At 51.3% G+C, this 21465-nt stretch carries 25 protein-coding genes; 17 read left to right on the top strand and 8 right to left on the bottom strand.

Translation table 11 applies throughout. From position 1 onward, the window contains the following. The first annotated feature begins 5 nt into the window (after positions 1 to 5). From KDM89_RS14985 to KDM89_RS14925, 13 genes are all read left to right on the top strand, one after another. The gene (locus KDM89_RS14985) at positions 6 to 602 is read left to right on the top strand and encodes an RBBP9/YdeN family alpha/beta hydrolase (RefSeq protein WP_212688727.1); all 597 of its coding nucleotides are present in this window, start codon (positions 6 to 8) and stop codon (positions 600 to 602) included. A 121-nt stretch (positions 603 to 723) separates the two neighbouring features. Beyond that, complete coding sequence (locus KDM89_RS14980; RefSeq protein ID WP_212688726.1) at positions 724 to 1068, top strand: ATP synthase subunit I; 345 nt, start codon at positions 724 to 726, stop codon at positions 1066 to 1068. After that, complete coding sequence (gene atpB / locus KDM89_RS14975) at positions 1065 to 1886, top strand: F0F1 ATP synthase subunit A (RefSeq protein WP_212688725.1); 822 nt, start codon at positions 1065 to 1067, stop codon at positions 1884 to 1886. The genes KDM89_RS14980 and atpB overlap by 4 nt, the downstream gene beginning before the upstream one ends. An 83-nt stretch (positions 1887 to 1969) precedes the next feature. Continuing rightward, positions 1970 to 2215, top strand: a complete 246-nt coding sequence (gene atpE / locus KDM89_RS14970) for a F0F1 ATP synthase subunit C (RefSeq protein WP_212688824.1) — start codon at positions 1970 to 1972, stop codon at positions 2213 to 2215. A 70-nt stretch (positions 2216 to 2285) separates the two neighbouring features. Next, complete coding sequence (locus KDM89_RS14965) at positions 2286 to 2756, top strand: F0F1 ATP synthase subunit B (RefSeq protein WP_212688724.1); 471 nt, start codon at positions 2286 to 2288, stop codon at positions 2754 to 2756. Between the two features lie 2 nt (positions 2757 to 2758). After that, complete coding sequence (locus KDM89_RS14960) at positions 2759 to 3292, top strand: F0F1 ATP synthase subunit delta (protein ID WP_212688723.1); 534 nt, start codon at positions 2759 to 2761, stop codon at positions 3290 to 3292. A gap of 26 nt (positions 3293 to 3318) precedes the next feature. After that, a complete protein-coding gene (atpA, locus tag KDM89_RS14955) occupies positions 3319 to 4860 on the top strand; it encodes a F0F1 ATP synthase subunit alpha (RefSeq protein WP_212688722.1) in 1542 nt (513 codons plus the stop codon). A 29-nt stretch (positions 4861 to 4889) separates the two neighbouring features. After that, positions 4890 to 5759 carry a F0F1 ATP synthase subunit gamma gene (gene atpG / locus KDM89_RS14950; protein WP_212688721.1) on the top strand — a complete coding sequence of 290 codons (870 nt, stop codon included), beginning with the start codon at positions 4890 to 4892 and terminating at the stop codon, positions 5757 to 5759. Positions 5760 to 5789: 30 nt separating this feature from the next. Beyond that, positions 5790 to 7193: a F0F1 ATP synthase subunit beta gene (atpD, locus tag KDM89_RS14945; RefSeq protein WP_212688720.1), complete on the top strand. Its 1404-nt coding sequence runs from the start codon at positions 5790 to 5792 to the stop codon at positions 7191 to 7193. Between the two features lie 70 nt (positions 7194 to 7263). Next, on the top strand, positions 7264 to 7686 hold the full coding sequence (locus KDM89_RS14940) for a F0F1 ATP synthase subunit epsilon (protein WP_189356624.1): 423 nt from the start codon (positions 7264 to 7266) through the stop codon (positions 7684 to 7686). 206 nt (positions 7687 to 7892) lie between these two features. After that, positions 7893 to 8312, top strand: coding sequence for a F0F1 ATP synthase subunit epsilon (locus KDM89_RS14935; protein WP_212688719.1), 420 nt, complete (start codon positions 7893 to 7895; stop codon positions 8310 to 8312). 60 nt (positions 8313 to 8372) lie between these two features. Further along, a complete protein-coding gene (locus tag KDM89_RS14930) occupies positions 8373 to 8822 on the top strand; it encodes a CoA-binding protein (RefSeq protein ID WP_212688718.1) in 450 nt (149 codons plus the stop codon). A 16-nt stretch (positions 8823 to 8838) separates the two neighbouring features. Continuing rightward, positions 8839 to 9666, top strand: a complete 828-nt coding sequence (locus KDM89_RS14925) for a PPK2 family polyphosphate kinase (RefSeq protein WP_212688717.1) — start codon at positions 8839 to 8841, stop codon at positions 9664 to 9666. A 341-nt stretch (positions 9667 to 10007) separates the two neighbouring features. Here the strand turns inward: KDM89_RS14925 and KDM89_RS14920 are convergent, their stop codons facing one another. Further along, entirely contained in the window at positions 10008 to 10151 is a 144-nt protein-coding gene (locus tag KDM89_RS14920) for a hypothetical protein (protein WP_212688716.1), read from the bottom strand. Here KDM89_RS14920 and hemE point away from each other — a divergent pair. Together hemE and KDM89_RS14910 are read left to right on the top strand one after the other, a co-directional pair. Further along, complete coding sequence (gene hemE, locus KDM89_RS14915) at positions 10150 to 11241, top strand: uroporphyrinogen decarboxylase (protein WP_212688715.1); 1092 nt, start codon at positions 10150 to 10152, stop codon at positions 11239 to 11241. The two genes, KDM89_RS14920 and hemE, sit on opposite strands and share 2 nt — an antisense overlap. A gap of 482 nt (positions 11242 to 11723) precedes the next feature. Further along, positions 11724 to 13757 (top strand): primosomal protein N', encoded by a 2034-nt coding sequence (locus KDM89_RS14910; protein ID WP_212688714.1) that lies wholly within the window; start codon positions 11724 to 11726, stop codon positions 13755 to 13757. Between the two features lie 3 nt (positions 13758 to 13760). Here the strand turns inward: KDM89_RS14910 and KDM89_RS14905 are convergent, their stop codons facing one another. The 7 genes from KDM89_RS14905 to KDM89_RS14875 all read right to left on the bottom strand — a co-directional run bounded on the left by KDM89_RS14905 (position 13761) and on the right by KDM89_RS14875 (position 19494). Further along, complete coding sequence (locus tag KDM89_RS14905) at positions 13761 to 14111, bottom strand: hypothetical protein (protein ID WP_212688713.1); 351 nt, start codon at positions 14109 to 14111, stop codon at positions 13761 to 13763. A gap of 180 nt (positions 14112 to 14291) precedes the next feature. After that, positions 14292 to 16433, bottom strand: coding sequence for a S46 family peptidase (locus KDM89_RS14900; RefSeq protein ID WP_438947525.1), 2142 nt, complete (start codon positions 16431 to 16433; stop codon positions 14292 to 14294). Positions 16434 to 17050: 617 nt separating this feature from the next. Beyond that, positions 17051 to 17542 (bottom strand): GNAT family N-acetyltransferase, encoded by a 492-nt coding sequence (locus tag KDM89_RS14895; protein ID WP_212688712.1) that lies wholly within the window; start codon positions 17540 to 17542, stop codon positions 17051 to 17053. Further along, a complete protein-coding gene (locus tag KDM89_RS14890) occupies positions 17539 to 17832 on the bottom strand; it encodes a DUF6916 family protein (RefSeq protein WP_212688711.1) in 294 nt (97 codons plus the stop codon). Before KDM89_RS14890 ends, KDM89_RS14895 begins: the two co-directional genes overlap by 4 nt. A 48-nt stretch (positions 17833 to 17880) precedes the next feature. Beyond that, positions 17881 to 18390: a phage tail protein gene (locus KDM89_RS14885; protein ID WP_212688710.1), complete on the bottom strand. Its 510-nt coding sequence runs from the start codon at positions 18388 to 18390 to the stop codon at positions 17881 to 17883. Positions 18391 to 18407: 17 nt separating this feature from the next. Further along, positions 18408 to 18938: a phage tail protein gene (locus KDM89_RS14880; RefSeq protein WP_212688709.1), complete on the bottom strand. Its 531-nt coding sequence runs from the start codon at positions 18936 to 18938 to the stop codon at positions 18408 to 18410. A gap of 10 nt (positions 18939 to 18948) precedes the next feature. After that, positions 18949 to 19494 (bottom strand): phage tail protein, encoded by a 546-nt coding sequence (locus tag KDM89_RS14875; protein ID WP_212688708.1) that lies wholly within the window; start codon positions 19492 to 19494, stop codon positions 18949 to 18951. 34 nt (positions 19495 to 19528) lie between these two features. On the opposite strand from KDM89_RS14875, the gene KDM89_RS14870 reads away from it, so the two are divergent. Both KDM89_RS14870 and KDM89_RS14865 read left to right on the top strand, forming a co-directional pair. Next, a complete protein-coding gene (locus tag KDM89_RS14870; RefSeq protein ID WP_212688707.1) occupies positions 19529 to 19672 on the top strand; it encodes a hypothetical protein in 144 nt (47 codons plus the stop codon). Between the two features lie 202 nt (positions 19673 to 19874). Continuing rightward, positions 19875 to 21465 (top strand): beta strand repeat-containing protein (locus tag KDM89_RS14865; RefSeq protein ID WP_329604676.1); only part of this gene is annotated, 1591 nt, incomplete at its 3' end.

Genomic DNA, 21465 nt, shown 5'->3' with positions numbered 1-21465 from the left:
ACAACATGCATATTCTGACATTACCCGGTCTGTACAACTCTGGTCCTGAACACTGGCAAACACGCTGGGAACAACAGCATCCGCAAGTACACAGGGTAATGCAGGATAACTGGGATCAGCCAGAACTGACGCAATGGCTCACGACGCTGAGCCAGCGTGTCAGCCTCTGTCAGCAAGATGTCATTTTCGTCGCGCATAGTCTGGGATGTATTTTGCTGTTGCACTGGTTACGTGCAGGTTGTCCCGGACTTGGTGCGTCTCTGCAGATACGCGGTGTACTGCTGGTTGCAACTCCGGATGCTGAGCGTAGTGGTTTTCCGGCACAGGATTTTGCGCCGGTGCCACAAATTCCGCTGCATGTACCGGGTAAAGTCGTTATTTCGCGTGATGATCCGTGGCGTGATGCAGAGAAAGCCTTTGATTGGGCCGAAAAATGGCAATTGCCGGTATGGGATGTGGGTAACTGCGGACATATCAACAGTGATTCCGGACTCGGAAACTGGGATGCCGGATGGCAGATTGTGCAGGAATGGCTGGATTTTCGGTTATCTGACGCAAAAACGCCGATTTCAGTCCCGAATTCCGATGTAACGAAAGTTTGACGTTGCTACGAACTAACACGTATAATTCCGTGGTTTTAGTTGACGAGAATTTTCCCTGCCAAAAATAATTCTGCAACACGGCGGCGAAAACAACTTTCGTTAGTGAATAAGAGGAAGGTGTATGGCCAGGATCGTCCTGTTGCAGCTGGCAACAGCCCTCATCGTGGCAGTGTTAGCCGGACTCGTCAGTGATACATCAGCAGCGTATTCTGCTCTGGCAGGCGGCGTTTGCTGTGCAGTTCCGAATGCGTTTTTTGCGTTGCGGCTGTATGTCGGCACCAAACGTGTGGACGGAGCATCACCGGTAACATTTTTTATCGGCGAATTTGTAAAGATTGCAATGACCCTGGCCCTGATGGGGGCAGTGGTGATCTGGTATCCGGGAGTGAACTGGGCGGCATTTGTGATCGCCTTCATTCTGGTACTGAAAAGTTATTTCATTTTATTGTTTAGACAACGACCATGAGCGCAACTGAGCACGCACCATCCGCGTCGGAATATATTGTCCATCACTTAGGACATTTATCGACCAAGCATCAGGAAAACATCGTAGATTTTTCTATCGTGAATATGGACACGCTGTTCTGGTCCATTTTCTGCGGTATTCTCGGACTGATTATTATGCGTCTTGCCGCCCGCAAGGCGACTTCCGGCGTACCAACCCGCTTCCAGGCGGCTGTTGAAATGCTGGTCGAAATGGTGGAAGAGCAATCCAAATCCATCGTGCACGGTGACCGTTCTTTCATCGCTCCGCTGGCACTGACCGTGTTTGTCTGGGTTTCCCTGATGAACTCCCTCGATTTCCTGCCGGTTGATTTGTTCTCCGGTCTGATTTTCCCTCTGCTGGGTATTTCCGCAGAGATGCACCACCGCGTAGTGCCAACCGCTGACCTGAACGGCGCGATTGGTATTTCCCTCGGCGTATTGCTGCTGATGCTGTACTACAGCGTCAAAATCAAAGGTCTGGGTGGTTTTATTCACGAATTATTGTCCGCTCCGTTTGGCATTAAAATGGCGCCTTTCAATCTGCTGCTGCAATTGATCGAGTTCGCTGCAAAAACGGTTTCCCTGGGTATGCGGTTGTTCGGTAACATGTTTGCCGGCGAACTGCTGTTCCTGCTGATCGCACTGCTTGGCGGTATGGTTGGTGTCGGTGGCGGTATCGGCCAGGTGATTGCAGGTTCTGCCTGGGCGATTTTCCATATTCTGATCGTGTTCTTACAAGCGTTTATTTTCATGATGCTGACCCTGGTGTACATTGGTCAGGCTCATGATGCGCACTAAGCATCTGGTTAGAATAAGCGGCAAGCGCGATTTCATTCTTGTGTTTTTGTTTTTTGGTTCATTTTAATTTTTTTTGAGGAAATATCATGACAACTCTGGGTTTAGTTGCTTTGGCTTGCGGTCTGATTATCGGTCTGGGCGCGATCGGTGCATGTATCGGTATCGCTCTGATGGGTGGTAAGTATCTGGAAGCTTCTGCTCGCCAACCAGAACTGATGAACACTCTGCAAACCAAGATGTTCCTGCTGGCAGGTCTGATCGACGCTGCGTTCCTGATCGGTGTTGGTATTGCAATGTTGTTCGTTTTCGCGAAACCATTCGGCGCGTAATACGATTTTTCCTTTCTGTGCCGGAAGTGGTTTTCGCTTCCGGCTTGATCCATTTAGATAAGGAAATACCGTGAACTTAAATGCAACTTTATTTTATCAGTGCATAGTATTCTTTGTTTTGGCATTGGTCACCATGAAGTTCGTATGGCCGCCAATCATCGCTGCACTTGATGAACGCCGCAATAAAATCGCGGACGGTCTGGCAGCTGCTGACCGTGGCCGTGCAGAAATGCAGGCTGCAGAAAAACGTGTTCAGGCTGAGCTGGCAACAGCAGCGCAAGAAGGCCAGAAACGTGTTGGCGACGCAGAAAAGCGTGCACTGGCGATCATCGAAGAAGCGAAAAATGCAGCGGCTGCTGAAGCTGCGCGCATCATCGCTGCTGCTAAAGCAGACGCTGACAATCAAGTTACTAAAGCACGTGAAGAGCTGCGCGACCAGGTTGCCGTACTGGCAGTGAAAGGCGCAGAGCAGATTCTGAAGCGTGAAATCAATGCATCCGCTCACGCAGATCTGTTGACTCAACTCAAAACCGAGCTGTAATCATGGCCGAACTCGCAACGATCGCTCGTCCTTACGCAGAAGCGCTGTTCCGTGTTGCTCAGGCCGGTAATCTGTCCTCCTGGGCAGAACTGGTTTCTGAAATTGCACAGGTAGCTGCGCATCCCGATGTACAAGCTCTTGCACACAACCCCAAAGTCTCGGCCGCTCAGCGCGCTGAGATTTTCCTGTCTGCGCTCAAAACGCCAGCAAATGATGAAGTGAAAAACTTTATCAACACCATTGCTGACTATGACCGTCTGACTTTGCTGCCGGAAATCGCGTTCCAGTTTCATGCTCTGAAAAATGCACACGAAGGTGCAGCAGATGCAGAGGTTACCAGCGCTTTTGAAATGACAGCAGATCAGGTCAATGAGCTGGCTGCGACACTGGAAAAGAAATTTGGCCGCAAGCTGCACCCGACCGTTACAGTGGATTCTTCTCTGATCGGTGGTGTGCGTGTAGTGGTTGGTGATCAGGTGCTCGATACGTCGGTTCGCGCAAAGCTGCAGAAAATGCAGGCCGCTCTGACAGCGTAAGAACGTAATACATATTAGGAGTTAGTATGCAACTCAACCCATCTGAAATCAGCGAGCTGATCAAGAGCCGGATCCAAGGCCTTGGTGATTCCGCTGAGATCCGTAATCAAGGTACGGTCATCTCCGTAACCGACGGCATCTGCCGCATTCACGGTCTGTCTGACGCGATGCAAGGTGAGATGCTGGAATTCCCTGGTAACACATTTGGTCTGGCGCTGAATCTGGAGCGTGACTCCGTTGGTGCCGTTATTCTGGGTGACTACGAGCACATTTCCGAAGGCGATACCGTTAAATGTACCGGCCGTATTCTGGAAGTGCCGATTGGTCCTGAACTGTGCGGCCGCGTTGTTAACGCGCTGGGTCAGCCTATCGATGGCAAAGGCCCGATCAATGCAGCCCTGTCTGCACCGATCGAAAAAATCGCTCCGGGCGTTATTGCCCGTGAATCCGTTTCTCAGCCTATGCAAACAGGTCTGAAAGCGATTGATGCGATGGTTCCGGTTGGTCGTGGTCAGCGTGAGCTTATCATTGGTGACCGTCAGACTGGTAAAACAGCTGTAGCGATTGATGCGATCATCAATCAAAAAGGTCAGAACATGACCTGTATCTACGTTGCGATCGGTCAGAAAGCATCATCCGTCAAAAACGTGGTACGTGCTCTGGAAGCAAACGGCGCAATGGATTACACCATTGTTGTTGCTGCGACTGCATCTGAATCTGCAGCGATGCAATACGTTGCTGCATACTCCGGTTGCGCAATGGGTGAATACTTCCGTGATCGTGGTGAAGACGCACTGATCATTTATGATGATCTGTCCAAACAAGCGGTTGCTTACCGTCAGGTTTCCCTGCTGCTGCGCCGCCCACCAGGCCGTGAAGCATACCCAGGTGACGTATTCTACCTGCACTCCCGTCTGCTGGAACGTGCAGCGCGTGTTAACGCTGACTACGTTGAAGCATTCACCAAGGGTGAAGTAAAAGGCAAAACCGGTTCTCTGACTGCGTTGCCGATTATTGAAACTCAGGCTGGTGACGTTTCTGCGTTCGTTCCGACTAACGTTATTTCGATTACTGACGGTCAGATCTTCCTGGAAACCAATCTGTTTAACTCCGGTATTCGTCCGGCGATTAACGCTGGTATTTCTGTTTCCCGTGTTGGTGGTGCTGCGCAGACTAAAGTTATTAAGAATCTGTCCGGTGGTATCCGTACCGACCTGGCGCAGTACCGTGAACTGGCAGCGTTTGCGCAGTTTGCTTCCGATCTGGACGAAGCAACCCGTAAGCAGCTGGACCGTGGTGCGCGCGTTACTGAATTGCTCAAACAGGCACAATATTCTCCACTGTCTATCTCTCTGATGGCAGCGAGCCTGTTTGCAGCAAACAAAGGCTATCTGGATGATGTTGCCGTTACGAGCGTTCTGTCGTTCGAATCCGGTCTGCATAACTTCCTGAAGACCAGCCACGCTGCATTGCTCGCTAAGATCGAAGAAACCAAGCAACTGGACAAAGATGGCGAAGCTGCCATGGCTGCCGCAATTGCTGATTTCAAAAAATCCGGCGCATATTAATCGACTGTAGCTAGAAGGAGTCAATACTCATGGCTGCAGGCAAAGAGATACGTGGCAAGATCAAAAGCGTAGAAAATACGAAAAAGATCACCAAAGCGATGGAAATGGTAGCTGCATCGAAAATGCGTAAAGCGCAGGATCGTATGCGTGCTGCCCGTCCATACAGTGAGAAAATTCGTAATATCGCTGCGAACCTGTCACAAGCCAATCCAGAGTACACGCATCCTTTCATGATTCAGCAAGATCAGGCCAAAAAAATCGGCCTGATCGTGGTGACAACAGACAAAGGCCTGTGCGGTGGCTTGAACACCAACGTCCTGCGTCTGGTTACCCAGAAGCTGCGTGAACTCGAAGGTAAAGGCTTACAAGTTGAAACGGTTGCGATTGGTAATAAAGGCCTTGGCTTCCTGAATCGTATCGGTGCACCAGTGGTTTCCCAGGTTGTACAACTGGGCGACACACCGCACCTCGATAAACTGATTGGTCCGGTAAAAGTATTGCTGGATGCTTATCAGGAAGGAAAGCTCGACGCGGTTTACCTGACATATACCCGTTTTATCAACACGATGAAACAAGAACCAGTGCTGGAGCAATTGCTGCCACTGAGTTCTGACAAGCTGAAGGCAGATGAGTCTTCCCATTCATGGGATTACATCTATGAGCCGGATGCGCCAACCGTGATTGATGAATTGCTGATTCGTTATGTTGAAGCGCTGATTTATCAGGCTGTTGCTGAAAACATGGCGTCCGAACAGTCGGCCCGTATGGTGGCGATGAAGGCGGCAAGTGAAAATGCGGGTAATGTGATCAAAGAACTGAAGCTGGTCTACAACAAGACCCGTCAGGCTGCGATTACCAAAGAGCTCTCCGAGATCGTCGCCGGTGCGGCAGCGGTCTAAACTGAATCTAAAATTATTGAAGGAACGAACATGGCAACTGGCAAAATCGTTCAGTGTATCGGCGCGGTTGTGGACGTTGAATTCCCACGCGACGCGATGCCTAAGGTTTACGATGCCTTGAAAATGGAAGGCTCCGAGCTGACTCTGGAAGTTCAGCAGCAATTGGGTGACGGTCTGGTCCGTACCATTGCGCTGGGCTCTTCTGACGGTCTGCGTCGCGGCATGATCATTACGAACACTGGCAAACCTATTATGGTTCCTACCGGTCCTGCAACACTGGGCCGTATCATGGACGTACTGGGTAACCCTATCGATGAACGTGGCCCTGTCAGCCAGGACAACGTTGCATCTATTCACCGTAAAGCGCCAGCTTACGACGAACTGTCCCCATCCCAGGAACTGCTGGAAACCGGTATTAAAGTTATTGATCTGGTTTGCCCGTTCGCGAAGGGTGGTAAAGTTGGTCTGTTCGGTGGTGCGGGTGTAGGTAAAACCGTTAACATGATGGAACTGATCAACAACATCGCTAAAGCACACAGTGGTCTGTCCGTGTTTGCCGGTGTTGGTGAGCGTACCCGTGAAGGTAACGACTTCTATCACGAAATGGCTGACGCAAAAGTTGTTGACCTCGACAATCTGCCAAACTCCAAAGTAGCGATGGTTTACGGTCAGATGAATGAACCGCCTGGTAACCGTCTGCGCGTTGCGCTGACTGGTCTGACCATTGCGGAATCTTTCCGTGACGAAGGCCGTGACGTTCTGTTCTTCGTAGATAACATCTACCGTTACACTCTGGCCGGTACTGAAGTATCCGCGCTGCTGGGTCGTATGCCGTCTGCGGTGGGTTATCAGCCTACGCTGGCAGAAGAAATGGGCCGTCTGCAAGAACGTATTACATCTACAAAAACCGGTTCGATTACTTCGATCCAGGCTGTATATGTTCCAGCGGATGACTTGACTGACCCGTCTCCTGCTACAACTTTCGCTCACTTGGACTCCACTGTTGTTCTGTCCCGTGACATCGCTGCGCTGGGTATTTATCCTGCGGTTGACCCGCTGGATTCCACATCCCGTCAGCTGGATCCGCAAGTTGTTGGTGCTGAGCACTACGAAACAGCACGTTCTGTTCAGGGTACTCTGCAACGCTACAAAGAATTGCGTGACATTATCGCGATTCTGGGTATGGACGAACTGGCTCCTGAAGACAAACTGATCGTTGCACGTGCACGTAAAATGCAGCGTTTCCTGTCTCAGCCATTCCACGTTGCTGAAGTGTTTACCGGCGCGCCTGGTAAATACGTACCACTGAAAGAAACTATCCGCGGCTTCCGTATGATCGCTTCCGGCGAACTGGATCACCTGCCAGAACAAGCGTTCTACATGGTAGGTACGATTGACGAAGCAATCGAAAAAGCGAAAAAACTGGCTGCTTAATGCAGTGAGTCATGCTGCGGTACCCGTGACCGCAGCATAAGCTTTTTCAAGCGTATACAAAGGGTCTAACATGGCACACACAATTCACGTTGACGTGGTTTCTGCGGAAGAATCTATTTTCTCCGGAGAAGCTGAATTCGTCGCGTTGCCAGGTGAGTCCGGTGAATTAGGTATTTATCCGAAACACACACCACTGATCACCCGTATCAAACCGGGCGCAGTGCGCATCAAGATCAGCGGCCGTGCTGACGAAGAATTTGTTTTCGTGGCCGGTGGTATTCTTGAAGTGCAACCAGATGGTGTAACTGTGTTGGCAGATACCGCGATTCGCGGACATGATCTGGACGAAGCAAAAGCTGCTGAAGCCAAGAAACTGGCTGAGCAGGCGCTGGCGAACCGTGACTCCAAAATCGACTATGCGAAAGCACAAGCCGAACTGGCAGCAGCGGTGGCACAACTTGCAGCAATTCAGAAATTGCGTCAGAAACGCTGATTTTTCAGTGGATAAGACAGCAAAAGGCAGCCTTCTGGCTGCCTTTTGTTTTTGGTGCAGCGTAAAGTGGTTCGCTGTTGCTACCTGTTGTTTCAAATTTCTCGACCGGCAGGTACTGAGATGATGGAAAGAACGTTATGATTCATGCATCGTGCTAACGAAATTTACCATCGTTTTTCGCTGCATACTTCATACACGGAGTTTTCATGCCTCAGACTTTGCAAGTGGAAGTAGTTTCTGCTGAAGAAGCGATTTTTTCGGGAGCGGCGGAATTTGTTGTACTCCCCGGCGAAAGCGGTGAACTGGGTATTTATCCTCAGCATACACCGCTCATTTCACGTATACGTCCGGGTGCAGTGCGTATCCGCTTGCCGCGGCAGGCAAGAGAGGAACTGGTCTTTGTCGCAGGCGGATTTCTCGAGGTTCAGCCATATAAAGTGATTGTTCTTGCAAACACCGCAATTCGCGCGCGTGATCTGGATGAGGCGAGAGCGAATGAAGCACGTCGCCACGCTGAGCGTGAGCTGGCACATCGTGATGCCAGCGTCGATCACACCAAAGTACACGCAGAACTGGCGTCAGCCATCGCACAGCTGGCAACCATTCACCGCTATCTGAAGAAATAAATATGTCTGGTCTGTGCAGACTGGTTTTATCGTTACGGCAAATTTACTGAGGAAATGAGCATGTCAGATCAAATACGCAGCTGTAACGCAGCACCTGATCCTGTGCTGTGCTGCCTGCAGCAAGCAAAAACAATCGCAGTTGTTGGCTTTTCTGCTAATCCTGAGCGCCCCTCACACTATGTTGCTGCCTATCTCGCTGATCAGGGTTACAAAGTGATCCCGGTTAATCCTGGGCTGGCCGGACAAATCTGGCGTGGACAAATGATTGTGCGCGATTTATCTGAAGCCTCTGCCACAGGCCCTGTGGATATCGTAGATGTGTTTCGTCAGGCAGATGCTGTTCCCGCCATTACAGAAGCGGCGATTGCTAACGGAGCAGGCTGCCTGTGGCTGCAATCCGGCATTGTTCACGCAGGTGCGGCAGAAACTGCACGTAGTGCCGGTTTGCTGGTTGTCATGGATGCCTGTCTGATGGTTGAACATCGCTTACGTGCAGCACGAATTCACTGATGCAGGGGGAGAAAACATGAAATATGCTGATATGTTCAGAGCAACTGAAAACTTTACGCTGAAGGACGAGGACGCAGGACTACGCAGGCTGGGAGCTGCCGCCGCAGGTGTACCCGATGCCAAGCAACTGGATAAAGAACTGACGCGTGAACTGGCACAGCATATTGCAGAATGGCAGGATGTGTTTACCGCGTCCCGTAGTAAAAAGTTGCTGATTATTCTGCAAGGCATGGATACTTCGGGCAAAGACGGCACGGTTAAAGCCGTGTTTGGGGATATTAATCCGCTGGGTGCACGTACTGTGGCGTTTAAGGCGCCGACGCAGCAGGAGAAAGATCATGATTATCTGTGGCGTATTCATCAAGCTGTGCCGGGCGCCGGCGAAATTGTGATTTTTAACCGCAGCCACTATGAAGATGTGCTGATTACCCGTGTTCACGACTGGATTTCTGAAAAAGAATGCGAACAGCGTTATGGTCATATCCGCGACTTTGAGCGCATGCTGACTGATACCGGGACAGTGATTCTGAAGTTTTTTCTGCACATTTCCAAAGCGGAACAAAAACAGCGGCTGGAAGAGCGATTGAAAGATCCGCAGAAACACTGGAAATTCGATCCCTCAGACCTTGCAGAGCGAGCGCACTGGGATGCATACCAGCGGGCATATGAAAACGCTGTACGGGCGACTAATGCACCGCATGCGCCATGGTTTATTGTTCCTGCAGACTCCAAAACGCAGCGCAATCTGGTTATCGCCCATATTGTCAGAGAAATTCTGGATAACCTGCAGCTGAAGTATCCTGCGCCACATCCTGAATATGCCAGTATCAGGGTTCCTGACTGACAATAGTCATGGCGTGTTGTCAACGGCGTTTTACAAGCAACGCAGACCAGTGTCTGATTATGCCTTGTGGACAACTTGGGGAGATCTGATCCATATGGATTCAGGCGCGTAGCGATCACTCACATGCTGTGTAAACGAACAGTAGTTTTTTTATCAGGATTGCAGACTTATGCACAGTTTTTGGTGCTTAAAAAACAGGCTGAATATTTTCTTCAGCGATGAATTTTAAAAAAATCTTTTTAAAAACAAGTGCTTATATAAAAATTCTGTTAACAGTGGTTAACAGTTGTGAAAAAACGCTGTTTTTGAAAAAAAATCTCCACAAAGTTATCCACAGAAATTTACCGGTTTGTGGACAGTGTTTTTCCGGCAAATTGCGTCAGATCAGATGTGGATAGCCCCATCATCAGCGATAATGTACGCTGATACGCGCCGACGATGGATTCGCCGGCCATTTTTCCCAGAAAACCCAGACGGAATACCATGTCTTCACAATTTGCTCCGCTCCAAAACGACACATTTCTGCGTGCTCTGCTGCGTCAGAAAACCGACTACACACCACTGTGGCTGATGCGTCAGGCCGGCCGTTATCTGCCGGAGTACCGCGCCACCCGTAAAGTAGCCGGTTCGTTCATGGGACTGGCAAAAAATCCGGATTTTGCGACCGAAGTGACGCTGCAACCGATAGACCGTTATCCGCTGGATGCAGCGATTCTGTTCTCCGATATTCTGACCGTGCCGGATGCGATGGGTCTGGGTTTGTATTTTGCCGATGGTGAAGGCCCGAAATTTGAACGTCGTCTGGCGACAGAAGCCGATGTGCAGAACCTGCGTGTGCCGGAAGAGGGCAGCCTGCAATATGTGTATGACGCGGTAACGTCGATTCGCCGTGCGCTGAATGGTCGTGTACCGCTGATCGGTTTCTCCGGCAGCCCGTGGACACTGGCTTGCTACATGGTGGAAGGTGAAGGTTCACGTGAATTCCATACCGTGAAGAAAATGATGTACAGCCGTCCGGATCTGATGCACCGCATTCTGGAGCTGAATGCACAGGCAGTCACCACCTATCTGAATGCGCAGATTGATGCCGGTGCGCAGGCAGTGATGATTTTTGACAGCTGGGGCGGTGCGCTGGCAGACGGTGCTTATCAGACTTTCTCACTCGAATACATGCGCCGCATCGTCAGTGGTTTGCAGCGTGAGAAAGATGGTCAGCGTATTCCGGCAATCGTATTCACTAAGGGCGGCGGCCTGTGGCTGGAACAGATTGCGGACAGCGGGGCCGATGCGATTGGTCTGGACTGGACTGTGAATCTGGGCGAAGCGCGTCGCCGTGCCGGCGATAAAGTCGCTCTGCAGGGCAATATTGATCCGGCGGTTCTGTTTGCAGAACCGGCGCAGATCCGCGAACAGGTGATTGCGACGCTGGACGCCTATGGTACGCCGTCGGCAGGTCACGGCCATGTCTTTAATCTGGGACATGGTATTTCCCAGCATACGCCACCGGAAGCAGTCAGCGTGCTGGTGGAAACCGTACACGAATACAGCCGTCGTCAGCGTCAGACAGCCGCCTGATACCGGCCGCAAAAAGGTGCTGGCTGCACCGTTTGTCAGCATACTCAGCCTGTTGCTCCTGCCGGACAGCAGGCTGTTTTTTTGTAAAACCGGCATGACGGCGCGCCATCACTGCATGTTGCATGGCAACACCCAGCAAGCTTGCGGTTTTTACATGGAAAATGGCTGGAAAGCCGCATGAATACTGGGTTTCCGCATTGCGTCACAAAACTGTGCACAGGTGACTTATGCACAAAATCCGTGCGCTGTGGAGAATTAGCAGAAAAACGACGTTGCTTCTGCGTAAAAAATATAAGTTATTGATTTTAAAGAATAAAAAAATGGGCGAAATTACAGGGAGATCGTGCAAAAGCCGCGTCCCGCTTAGTTTTTATCACTGTCAAGCGGTCTTTTTTCACAAAGTTATCCACAGATGTACGGCTTTTCCTTACAATCTTCTGCAATCCCTGATCTGACAGTGAAAAACTGTCCTGAAATCCAGCATGAATTCTGCAATTTATCTGCGTGTGGCGCTTGATACGCCGCTGGCCAGTCTGTTCGATTACCGCTTTGATCCGGCTATTCTGCCACCGGAACAGCAGGTTCAGCCGCAACCCGGACAACTGGTGCTAGTGCCGTTCGGACGGCAGCAGGTTGCAGCAATGGTGATGGACGTTTTGCAGGAAACAGATGTGCCACCGGACAAAATCCGCAGCGTCCTGGCGACCCGTCCGCAATTGGCGCCACTGAACGCGGAATGGCTGGCGCTGACGCAGTTTGCTGCTGCTTATTATCACCGTCCGGTTGGTGAAGTGATGCTGCCCGCACTGCCCAAAAACCTGAAAGCGCTGAAAACCGTCGCGCTGGACAAGGCACTCAAAAAAATCAGTAAGCAGCCTGCACAGCCGGTCTGGCAGGTCAGCACTGCTCCGGTGCTGAATGAAGAGCAGGCGGCGGTTGTGGATGCAGTATGCCAGGGCAATGGCTTTGCCACCCACTTGCTGTTCGGCGTCACCGGCAGCGGTAAAACCGAAGTGTATCTGCAGAGTGCAGCCCGTTTGCTGGCGCAGGAACCGGATGCACAGATTCTGATTCTGGTGCCGGAAATTAATCTGACACCGCAACTGGAAAACCATTTGCGCACCCGGTTTCCTGGCATGCCGGTTGCCACCCTGCACAGCGGCTTGTCTGAAGGTGAGCGTACATTGCACTGGCTGAACGCACATCTGGGACATGCACGCATATTGCTGGGAACACGGCTGGCGGTACTGGCGTCCTTACCTAAGCTGCGTCTGATCATTATCGATGAAGAGCATGATGTGTCCTATAAGCAGCAGGAAGGCTTGCGCTACAGTGCGCGTGATCTGGCCATCTGGCGCGCGCATCAGCGTGCGATTCCGGTGCTGCTGGGATCGGCCACGCCTTCGCTGGAAAGCTGGTATGCCGCACAGCAGGGACGTTACCAGTTGCGCACTCTGACCAAGCGTGCGGTCGAAGATGCCACCCTGCCGCTGATACGGATTGTGAATCTCGAGCGTGAACGCCCCAGCGAAGGCCTGAGTCCGCGCGTGATTACCGCGATCACGAAGCGGCTGGAAGCCGGCGAACAGTCGCTGTTGTTCCTGAACCGGCGCGGCTATGCACCGGTGCTCAGTTGCGAAGCCTGCGGCTGGGTCAGCCCTTGTCCGCGCTGCAGCGCCAATCTGGTGCTGCATAAGCGCGATCACCGTTTGCGTTGCCACCATTGCGGACTGGAACAAAGGATCCCGCATACTTGTCCGGATTGCGGCAATATCGACTTACAACCACTGGGACGCGGTACACAGCGGCTGGAAGAAGTGCTGGCAACGCTGTTCCCCGAGGCTCGCGTATTCCGGATTGATGCTGATTCCACCCGCCTGAAAGGCAGTGCCGAGGCCGCATTTGACAAGGTGCATGACGGCGAAGTCGATATTCTGGTCGGTACGCAAATGGTCGCCAAAGGCCATGACTTTAAACGCCTGACGCTGGTGGCTGCGCTGAATCCGGATGCGGCGCTGTTTTCTCAGGATTACCGCGCCAGTGAGCGTTTGTTCGCGCAACTGATGCAGGTGGCCGGACGGGCAGGGCGCGCCGGTGGCAATCTGACCCCGGCCGAAGTACTGGTGCAGACCCGCTATCCCGATCATCCGCTGTATCACGCGCTGATGCGCCATGATTATCCGGGTTTTGCCAAAGACATCTTGCTCGAGCGCCAGCAAGCCGGTTTTCCGCCATATGTGTATCAGGCTTTATTGCGCGCTGAAGCCGCAGAGCTGGCGCAGGCTGTGGCTTTTCTGAAAGAGGCGTCAGAACTGCTCAGTCATCCGCAGATCATGGTGCATGATCCGGTGCCGATGACACTGACCCGCTTAGCGAACCGTGACCGTGCGCAATTGCTGATCGAATCGGCAGCCCGTCCGGCCTTGCAGGCGTATTTGCGGGAATGGATTCCGGCGCTGCGTGCTTTGCGCAGCCGGGTGAAGTGGTCAGTGGAAGTGGACCCTGTGGATATCTGAAGCTCAGCCGCGCCGGATCAGAAAGCGGGCCAGTAAAATCGCTGCCACACAGATGCCGGTCCAGCCGCACAGATAACTGAGCATTGAAGACGTCAGCAAAGAAAACAGCAGTGCAGGCTGGCTGTGACCACCCATTTGCCATAACAGCGGACGCAGCAGCGCAGCGATCAGCAAAAATAAGAACAGCAAACCGAAAAACGCATTCGGATTACCGTGCTGATCCAGACTCATTACAAACGGAAAACTGAATTCCCAGGCCGTCAGGACAACGGTACAAACGGCTGCGCACAATAGAACAAACAGCAGGATCAGCTGATCATGCAGGGTGCGGAAATCAAAAAAGCGGGGTTGCATGCAGCGTCTCCACCGGAAACAGGCAAAGACAATGACGATAATGCATACAGGCGGGCTCTGCTATGCAGTTTTCATAAACCGGAAGCGCGGAATGCACCGGATTTCCGTAGATAAAAAAACGGAGCCACGAGGGCTCCGTTGAAATAGCAGTAACAGACTTGGTACTCAGGAACTACAAACTCACCGCTTAGGGAATCGGATCGTCATTTCTTTCAGCAGATTATCTGCATGATCCACTTCTTTCATCACCCACAGCATGTAGCGGATGTCGACGTGAATCGCGCGGGTAATTGCCGGATCGAAATACCAGTCTTTGGTAATAGACTCGTAAGTCGAATCAAAGTTCAGACCGATCAGCTCACCTTGCTTATTCATCACTGCAGAACCGGAATTGCCACCGGTAGTATCTGCACTCGACAAGAAATCGACCGGCACCGTGCCAAGCACCGGATCACGGAAATCGCCGTAACGTTTCTCACGCACTGCCTGCAACAGGGCTGCAGGTGCGTTGAACGGGGCCTTGCCGGTATGTTTTTCGACGATGCCTTCCACTGTTGTGAACGGACCTTTGATTACGCCATCACGTGCGCTGTATGGCGCTACCGTGCCGTAAGTCACACGCAGTGTCGAATTCGCATCCGGATACACCGGTTTACCCAGCGATTTCTTCCAGTCGATCACCGCCTGCATGTATTGCGGGATGATGCGTGACTGATTGCCATCGTTTTCTTCACGTTCATTTTCCAGCGCCATACCGGTATCATGCAGACGCACCGCCAGACGGATAAACGGATCATCGCTGTTGCGGAATTCCGCCACCGGACGTGTCATCCATGCCAGACGCTCATCGGCGCGCAGCAAACCCGTCTGGGTGTACATCACTGCCAGTTCGCTGACTTTCGGCAGCAGCGCATCCAGGCCGGCAGGATGGCTGGCCGCGCCCAGTGCCGCATAACGGTTCAGACCGGCGCTGAAGCGGGCCAGATCGATTTCCGGTGCGAAGGATTGCTGCAGGCGGCTCATGCGACCGGCGATACTGCTGCGGTCACGCTGCTGGTAACCGGCTTTGCGCTCTGCATCCGGCTTTTCATTTTCCAGTGCCAGACGGTACAGCGTGCGCGCAGTACGCAGCAAATCGCTGTTGGTGGCAACCGACCAGCCGAATTCACGTTCCGACAAACGCATGTCGGCGGCAATCACATTTTCCAGCTCTTTAATAAACGCGTCGTCACGCTTGGTTTGCGCGATCCAGCTGCGGAACTCCGCATCCTGCGTATCTTTGATCGCCGCAATATCCTTGCGCATGAAGCCATCCAGCAAGCCCTGGGTTTTCTTCAAACCGTTCTGAATGCCTTTGACTACGCTGGCGTAACGCACCTGCAATTCCGGATTACCGGCAGTGGCCGCATCGATTGTGGCGATATCGGCGCGCGATTCGGCCACCCGTGCCGGATAGCTGACATCCCGCGCAAAGCGGATTTCTTCCGGCAGCTTATAGCGGCTGGTGCGGCCCGGATAACCGGCCAGCAGAATCGGATCACCGTTTTTCAGACCCTGTGCCGACACCACCAGAAAATCTTTCGACTGGTAAGGCACATTGTCCGCAGAAGGATCGGCCGGTTTGCCATCCTTACCCACATAAGCACGCAGGAAAGCAAAATCGCCGGTATGACGCGGAAACTCGAAGTTATCCACTTCGCCGCCGTAATTACCGATTTTGTCCGACGGTGCATACACCAGACGTACATCGCGGATCATCATCTGGCGAATACGGTAATACTCCAGACCACGGTGGAAGCTCGGCACCGAACAACGGTAAGCCTTATCCTGTTCGCACTCTGCGATCAGTTCTTTGATTTTTTTCTCGATATGCTGATGGCGCTGCTTGCCGCTCATGCCTTTTGTCATACCGGCATTGATACGGTCGGTCACGTTTTCCAGCTTATCGGTGATATACATGCGCGAATCCGCGCCGGCCGGCAACTCATCCGCCATGGTTTTCGCCAGAAAACCGTTCGCAATATAGTTTTGCGTCGCGCTGGAATTGCGCTGCACTGCGCCGTAAGCACAGTGATGATTGGTGACCACCAGACCCTGCGGCGACACAAACGAAGCCGAACAGCCGCCCAGCGACACAATCGCCGACATCGGATGCTTACGCAGATCCGCCAGTTTTTCCGCTGGAATGCTGATACCGGTTTTTTTCAGTTCCGCTTTCAGTTGCAGTAACTGATGCGGTTGCCACTGGCCTTCATCGGCATGGCTGACTGCCGCGCCGGTCATACCGGCCAGCAAAACGGGAATGGTCAGAAATTTGTTCAATCTAGTCTCCGGAGCAGAATGCAAAGGCCGGGCCAGAATCCTGTTGCCCGTATGCCATGTCAGGTACTTTACGCTGATTTCCTGCTACAGACGAAAGAAAAGCGCAGAAAGTTCCCGGATTTTCGCAAAAATGATACGTTGATTTACCATTCAAAGCAAAATCACGAAAATTTATTTTCAAATTGCTCAGATACTCCCCGCTGCTCAGCAGCGTGCTTCCGGCTTTTCGTCTGGCTCCGGCAATGTTGTGCTGGCAATCCCGTCTTGATCTGACATCAAACGCATCTGCACCAGCCTTACTTCTCCCGCCATCGTTTCCGTGATCCGCCACCGCAGACGATGAGTATGCAGATCTCGTCAAAGCACCTGTCCGGACAGCCACTGTTTCTGCGGACGTCCGTGAAAACCTGTGCGGAATGCCGCATTTGTGGTGGTTTGCAGGGAATTTCCGGCCTGTTTAGCCGTTGTGGGGACAATGTTGATGCATAAGGTGTGAAGAGGGCCTGTGTTCTGATTGTGCCCTACCGGAAAAGTACAGTGTCAGGAAGAAAACCAAAAGAACGGCTTTCTTCCTGTTATTGATAAACAAGCGTATCCAGCGTAGCGGACGTGCTTAATTACCGGTCGAAAGGGCGCTCCAGTTTCAGATACACTTCTTTGTCCTGAACGGGCAGGAAACCGAGACGCTGGTACAACCGCATTGCGGGATTAAATTTTTCGACGTGAATTTGCACAGGTCTACACAAATGATTCGCTGCCTGAATAACATCATGCAGCAGGCTGCTCCCGTAACCTAAGCCACGAGATGTACCCAGCAGAGAAATATCAACGATAGACAAGGCATCGTCGCGATATTGCAGATACAGGCGTCCGATGTCCTGTGATCTGGCGCTCACGATAAAGTAAGCTTGTCCAGTGTATGCATCGTAAGCCCGGGATTGCAGTGCAAACTGACTCTCCAGAAAACTGTGTTTTTGCTCTTGTGTCCAAGGAGCCGGTTCTAATTCTTCAGAGCGTACCGAGCAATATAGTTCCAGTAAAAATGCGTGATCTGAATCTGTAACAGGGCGCAGTGTCAGCTCTGGATGCGAAGGAATCAAGGTTTTCATTCAGCTTTGATGTAATAAGTTGCCTGATACAGTACACCGGTTCCTTGTTGGGCGACAGGGACGAGGAAGATCATGTTTTCCCCCAGCTCCGGATGTTGCAATGGGTAAGTGTTTTGCTCCAGTTGATAAATTCCGTCACAAAAGAAGAGCAACGAAAAAGCCTGATAGCCAGGTTCGCAAGGTTTCTGGCTGACTTCTTGTAATTGCAGACGGAGTTGCTGTTGATTATCGAAAAAAATATCGAAACAGCTGCCAGTGTGAGCCTGAAAAAGGGAGAGGGAAATCGTCATTTTGATGCAATAAAAGTAGGACGATGGCTGTTGCCAGCCATCGTCAGACTAAGGGCGTGATGGGTAGTTGCCATACAGGCAGATGCAGAAATTCATGACCAGCAGCGGTTGGCGGTTTTCATGTGGCTGAGAGTTACCGATGAACGGGCTGACTAACGCCGGATTTAATTGCAAATTTGCACTGTTTGCAACAGTGTAGTTTTTGGTTGCTTTAACAAACTGACCAGGTAAATTTCCTGCCGCTTTATTATCCGTTGCGCGTCCGCTCCGGCCAACCACGGTATGGGTATGTGGCGGAACAGTTTGTGATGTCAGTGTGACAGTCTCGGCACCGTTAACATCATTTAAGATGTTATTTTGTTGCCCACGCACAGCCATACCATTTAAATTTGGTAAGCCAAAGGTGCTTTGGCCATTCCCGCCAAATTGCACGCCCAGGATACTGAACAACGCTGTGTTTTGACTGATAGGCATGAGCTGGCCAGAGCATGATGCCCATTGATAGGGGGCAAAGTTAAATCCGAATGCACGGATTTCACCGATATATGGATCTGCCATGATGTGTTACTCCGGACTTAAGGTTGAGTTGGGTAAACGCCAATTGTCGCGATCATATAACTGAGCGCAACGCTGGGCATTCTGTTTTCGTGGGGTAAATTTCCAGCGTTCGAGTTGGAAAGCACGTTACCCGCAAACGGGCTTTCAGTAATTGCCGCGTCAGGGACAAAGTAAAACGTACTTGTGGTCACACCATATGTGCTATTGGTTGAAGGCGTCGTAGCAGTGGCTGCGTTTGTGGTACCACTAATGGTGTGGTTGTGCGCTGGCATATTGGTATTTGTCAGCGTTACGGAATCCGTCCCGATTTGTTGACCCAGTTGTCGCGGCGTTAAGCCTGGCCCGGAACCCATGCCAACCGGCAGGCGTCCGCGTAAATCCGGAATATTAAATGTGCTGACACCGTCGCCGCCATAAGTGGTGCCGATTAGTGCGAATAAAGGCTCATACCCGCTGATAGGCAGCGATTGTCCGTTGCACAGCAGCCAGCCGTCCGGTGCGTAATTACCACCAAAAATACGGATTTCTCCGATAAATGGTTCTGCCATCGTGTTCTCCTTAGTTTCTGGAAGGGAAAATTCCCTGCGTCGCAATGATGTAATTCAGTACCAGCGATGCTTGCACATTTGCATGGGGCTGATTACCACCGGATAGCTGACACATTCTGGATGACATTGCAGTCAGATTCGACGATGCATCACCATAAGTGGCTTCTGGAACTGCCGGAGCGGTTACTGATGAAGTTGCTGGAATGTTAACCGCAGCCCCGATAGTGGCGCTTGTTCCTGCTGAAGTGCTGACTTGCAGTAAATGGGAGTGTGATGGAACTTGTGCTGACGTCAAAGTGACAGTTTCTGTACCAAGCTGTGCGCCCTGAGTGTAGTTTGTACCTGTCAACTGACTTGACCCCGCGCTGACCGCAGTTCTGCCGCGCAAATCGGGTAAGCCGAAGGTATTTACGCCATCGCCTCCATAAGTTATCCCCAGTAATGCAAATAAAGCCTGATTTTGTCTGACCGGTAATAAGGCACCGTTACAAAAAGCCCAGCCTCTTGGCGCAAAAGAAAATGCACAGAGTCTGATTTCCCCTAAAAATGGATCCACGCCTACCTCCTGATATCAAAAATTGATATTGAATATGTCAACATCAGGTGATGATCATCAAAATAAACCCGCTATTCGTCAATCAAAGTTTGAGAAAAAATACAAAAAACAACATGTAAAAGAAATGAAAATTAATTTACATGTAATGAAAAAATTAAAGAACGCTGATGATGATTGAGTTTATTTAATCAAGACAAGTAGTTGACATGTAATTGGTAAATATGACAATTAAATGAAAATCGGATTCTGTGAAATTTTCAGATTATTATGGGAGTAATTAAAATTGTAAAAATTAAATCTATTGCTATCAAATCTCAAAAACGCCGTTTTTTTTGATGATTTTTTTTGTGATAGTGATAATCAACATGTGAGATCGCTTTATGAATCTGAATCCTCGTAGCGTAAATCGCCTGATACATTCTGTTTTCCGTACTCTGTTTTTGTTAATGATTGCGGGCTTCTTGCAGATGTTAAATGCCGGGTCGGCATTGGCCGCTTGTAGCATCACCTTCGATATTGCAAACGATGCGAACGTGACCTCTACAGGTTCTGGCACAGCAAAAGTCTATAAACGTGAGTTTACGACAACGGAATATTCGAATTGTGATCCGAAAGTTAACGGATTCCGTCAGGGGATATCGGTTCAGAGTGGCGTCTATGACACAACACCACAAAACGGCTCCAATGGATCTCAGCTTTACGTAAATCAGGAAACCGTTGACCGTGATTATCTTGAATTTACAATCGGAACTGCCACAACGAACCAGACATTTAATCAATACAAATTCAATACGGGCACTTCCAATTACACAGAAGGAATAACGATTACGGTTATTCCTCCGCCGAGTGTTTCAGTACCGGGGGCACCAACTGGCGTCAGTGCTACGGCGGGAAATGCTTCCGCTAACATTACTTTTACGGCACCTGCTTCTAATGGTGGTGCAGCGATCACAACCTACACTGCTACCTCAAGTCCGGGCGGATTCACTGGTTCATGTGCTGGCCCATCGGCTTGTACGATTACGGTTAACAGTTTGACTAATGGCACGGCTTACACTTTCACTGTGACTGCCACGAACAGCGCCGGTACCGGCAGTGCATCGTCCGCATCGACAGCAGTGACCCCGAAAACAGTTCCGGGTGCACCGACCAGTGTCAGCGCAACCGCAGGTACTGGTTCAGCAACAGTGACCTTTACTGCACCGGCTTCGAATGGTGGTGCAGCAATTACGACTTATACAGCGACCTCCAGTCCGGGCGGATTTACCGGTTCATGTACCGGTCCATCGGCTTGTACGATTACGGTTAACAGTTTGACCAATGGCACGGCATACACCTTTACAGTGACCGCCACGAACAGTGCCGGTACAGGCAGTGCATCGTCCGCATCGACAGCGGTGACGCCGAAAGCCACACAAACGATTACCTTTAATAATCCGGGCAGCCAGAACTTCGGTACGACCCCGACTCTGAGCGCGACAGCAAGCTCCGGTCTGAGCGTTGCCTTTACCAGTGCAACAACAGGCGTGTGTACTGTGTCCGGCAGCACACTGACCTTTGTGACGACAGGCAACTGTACGATCAATGCGAATCAGGCAGGTGACGGTACGTACAATGCAGCGACCCAGGTACAGCAAACCTTCGCGGTTGCGGCGGTGGTTCCGGGTGCACCGACCAGTGTCAGCGCAACCGCAGGTACTGGTTCAGCAACAGTGACCTTTACCGCACCGGCTTCGAATGGTGGTGCAGCAATTACGACTTATACAGCGACCTCCAGTCCGGGCGGATTTACCGGTTCATGTACCGGTCCATCGGCTTGTACGATTACGGTTAACAGTCTGACCAACGGCACGGCATACACCTTTACAGTGACCGCCACGAACAGTGCCGGTACAGGCAGTGCATCGTCCGCATCGACAGCGGTGACACCGAAAGCTGCTCAGACTATTACCTTTAATAATCCGGGCAGTC

Origin of the sequence: Cognatundibacterium luofuense (assembly GCF_018139685.1) — a bacterium.
GTDB classification, from domain to species: Bacteria; Pseudomonadota; Gammaproteobacteria; order Burkholderiales; family Burkholderiaceae_D; genus Undibacterium; species Undibacterium luofuense.
Note: the sequence above shows the minus strand (reverse complement) of the source record. Positions and strands in the feature narration are given on the sequence as shown.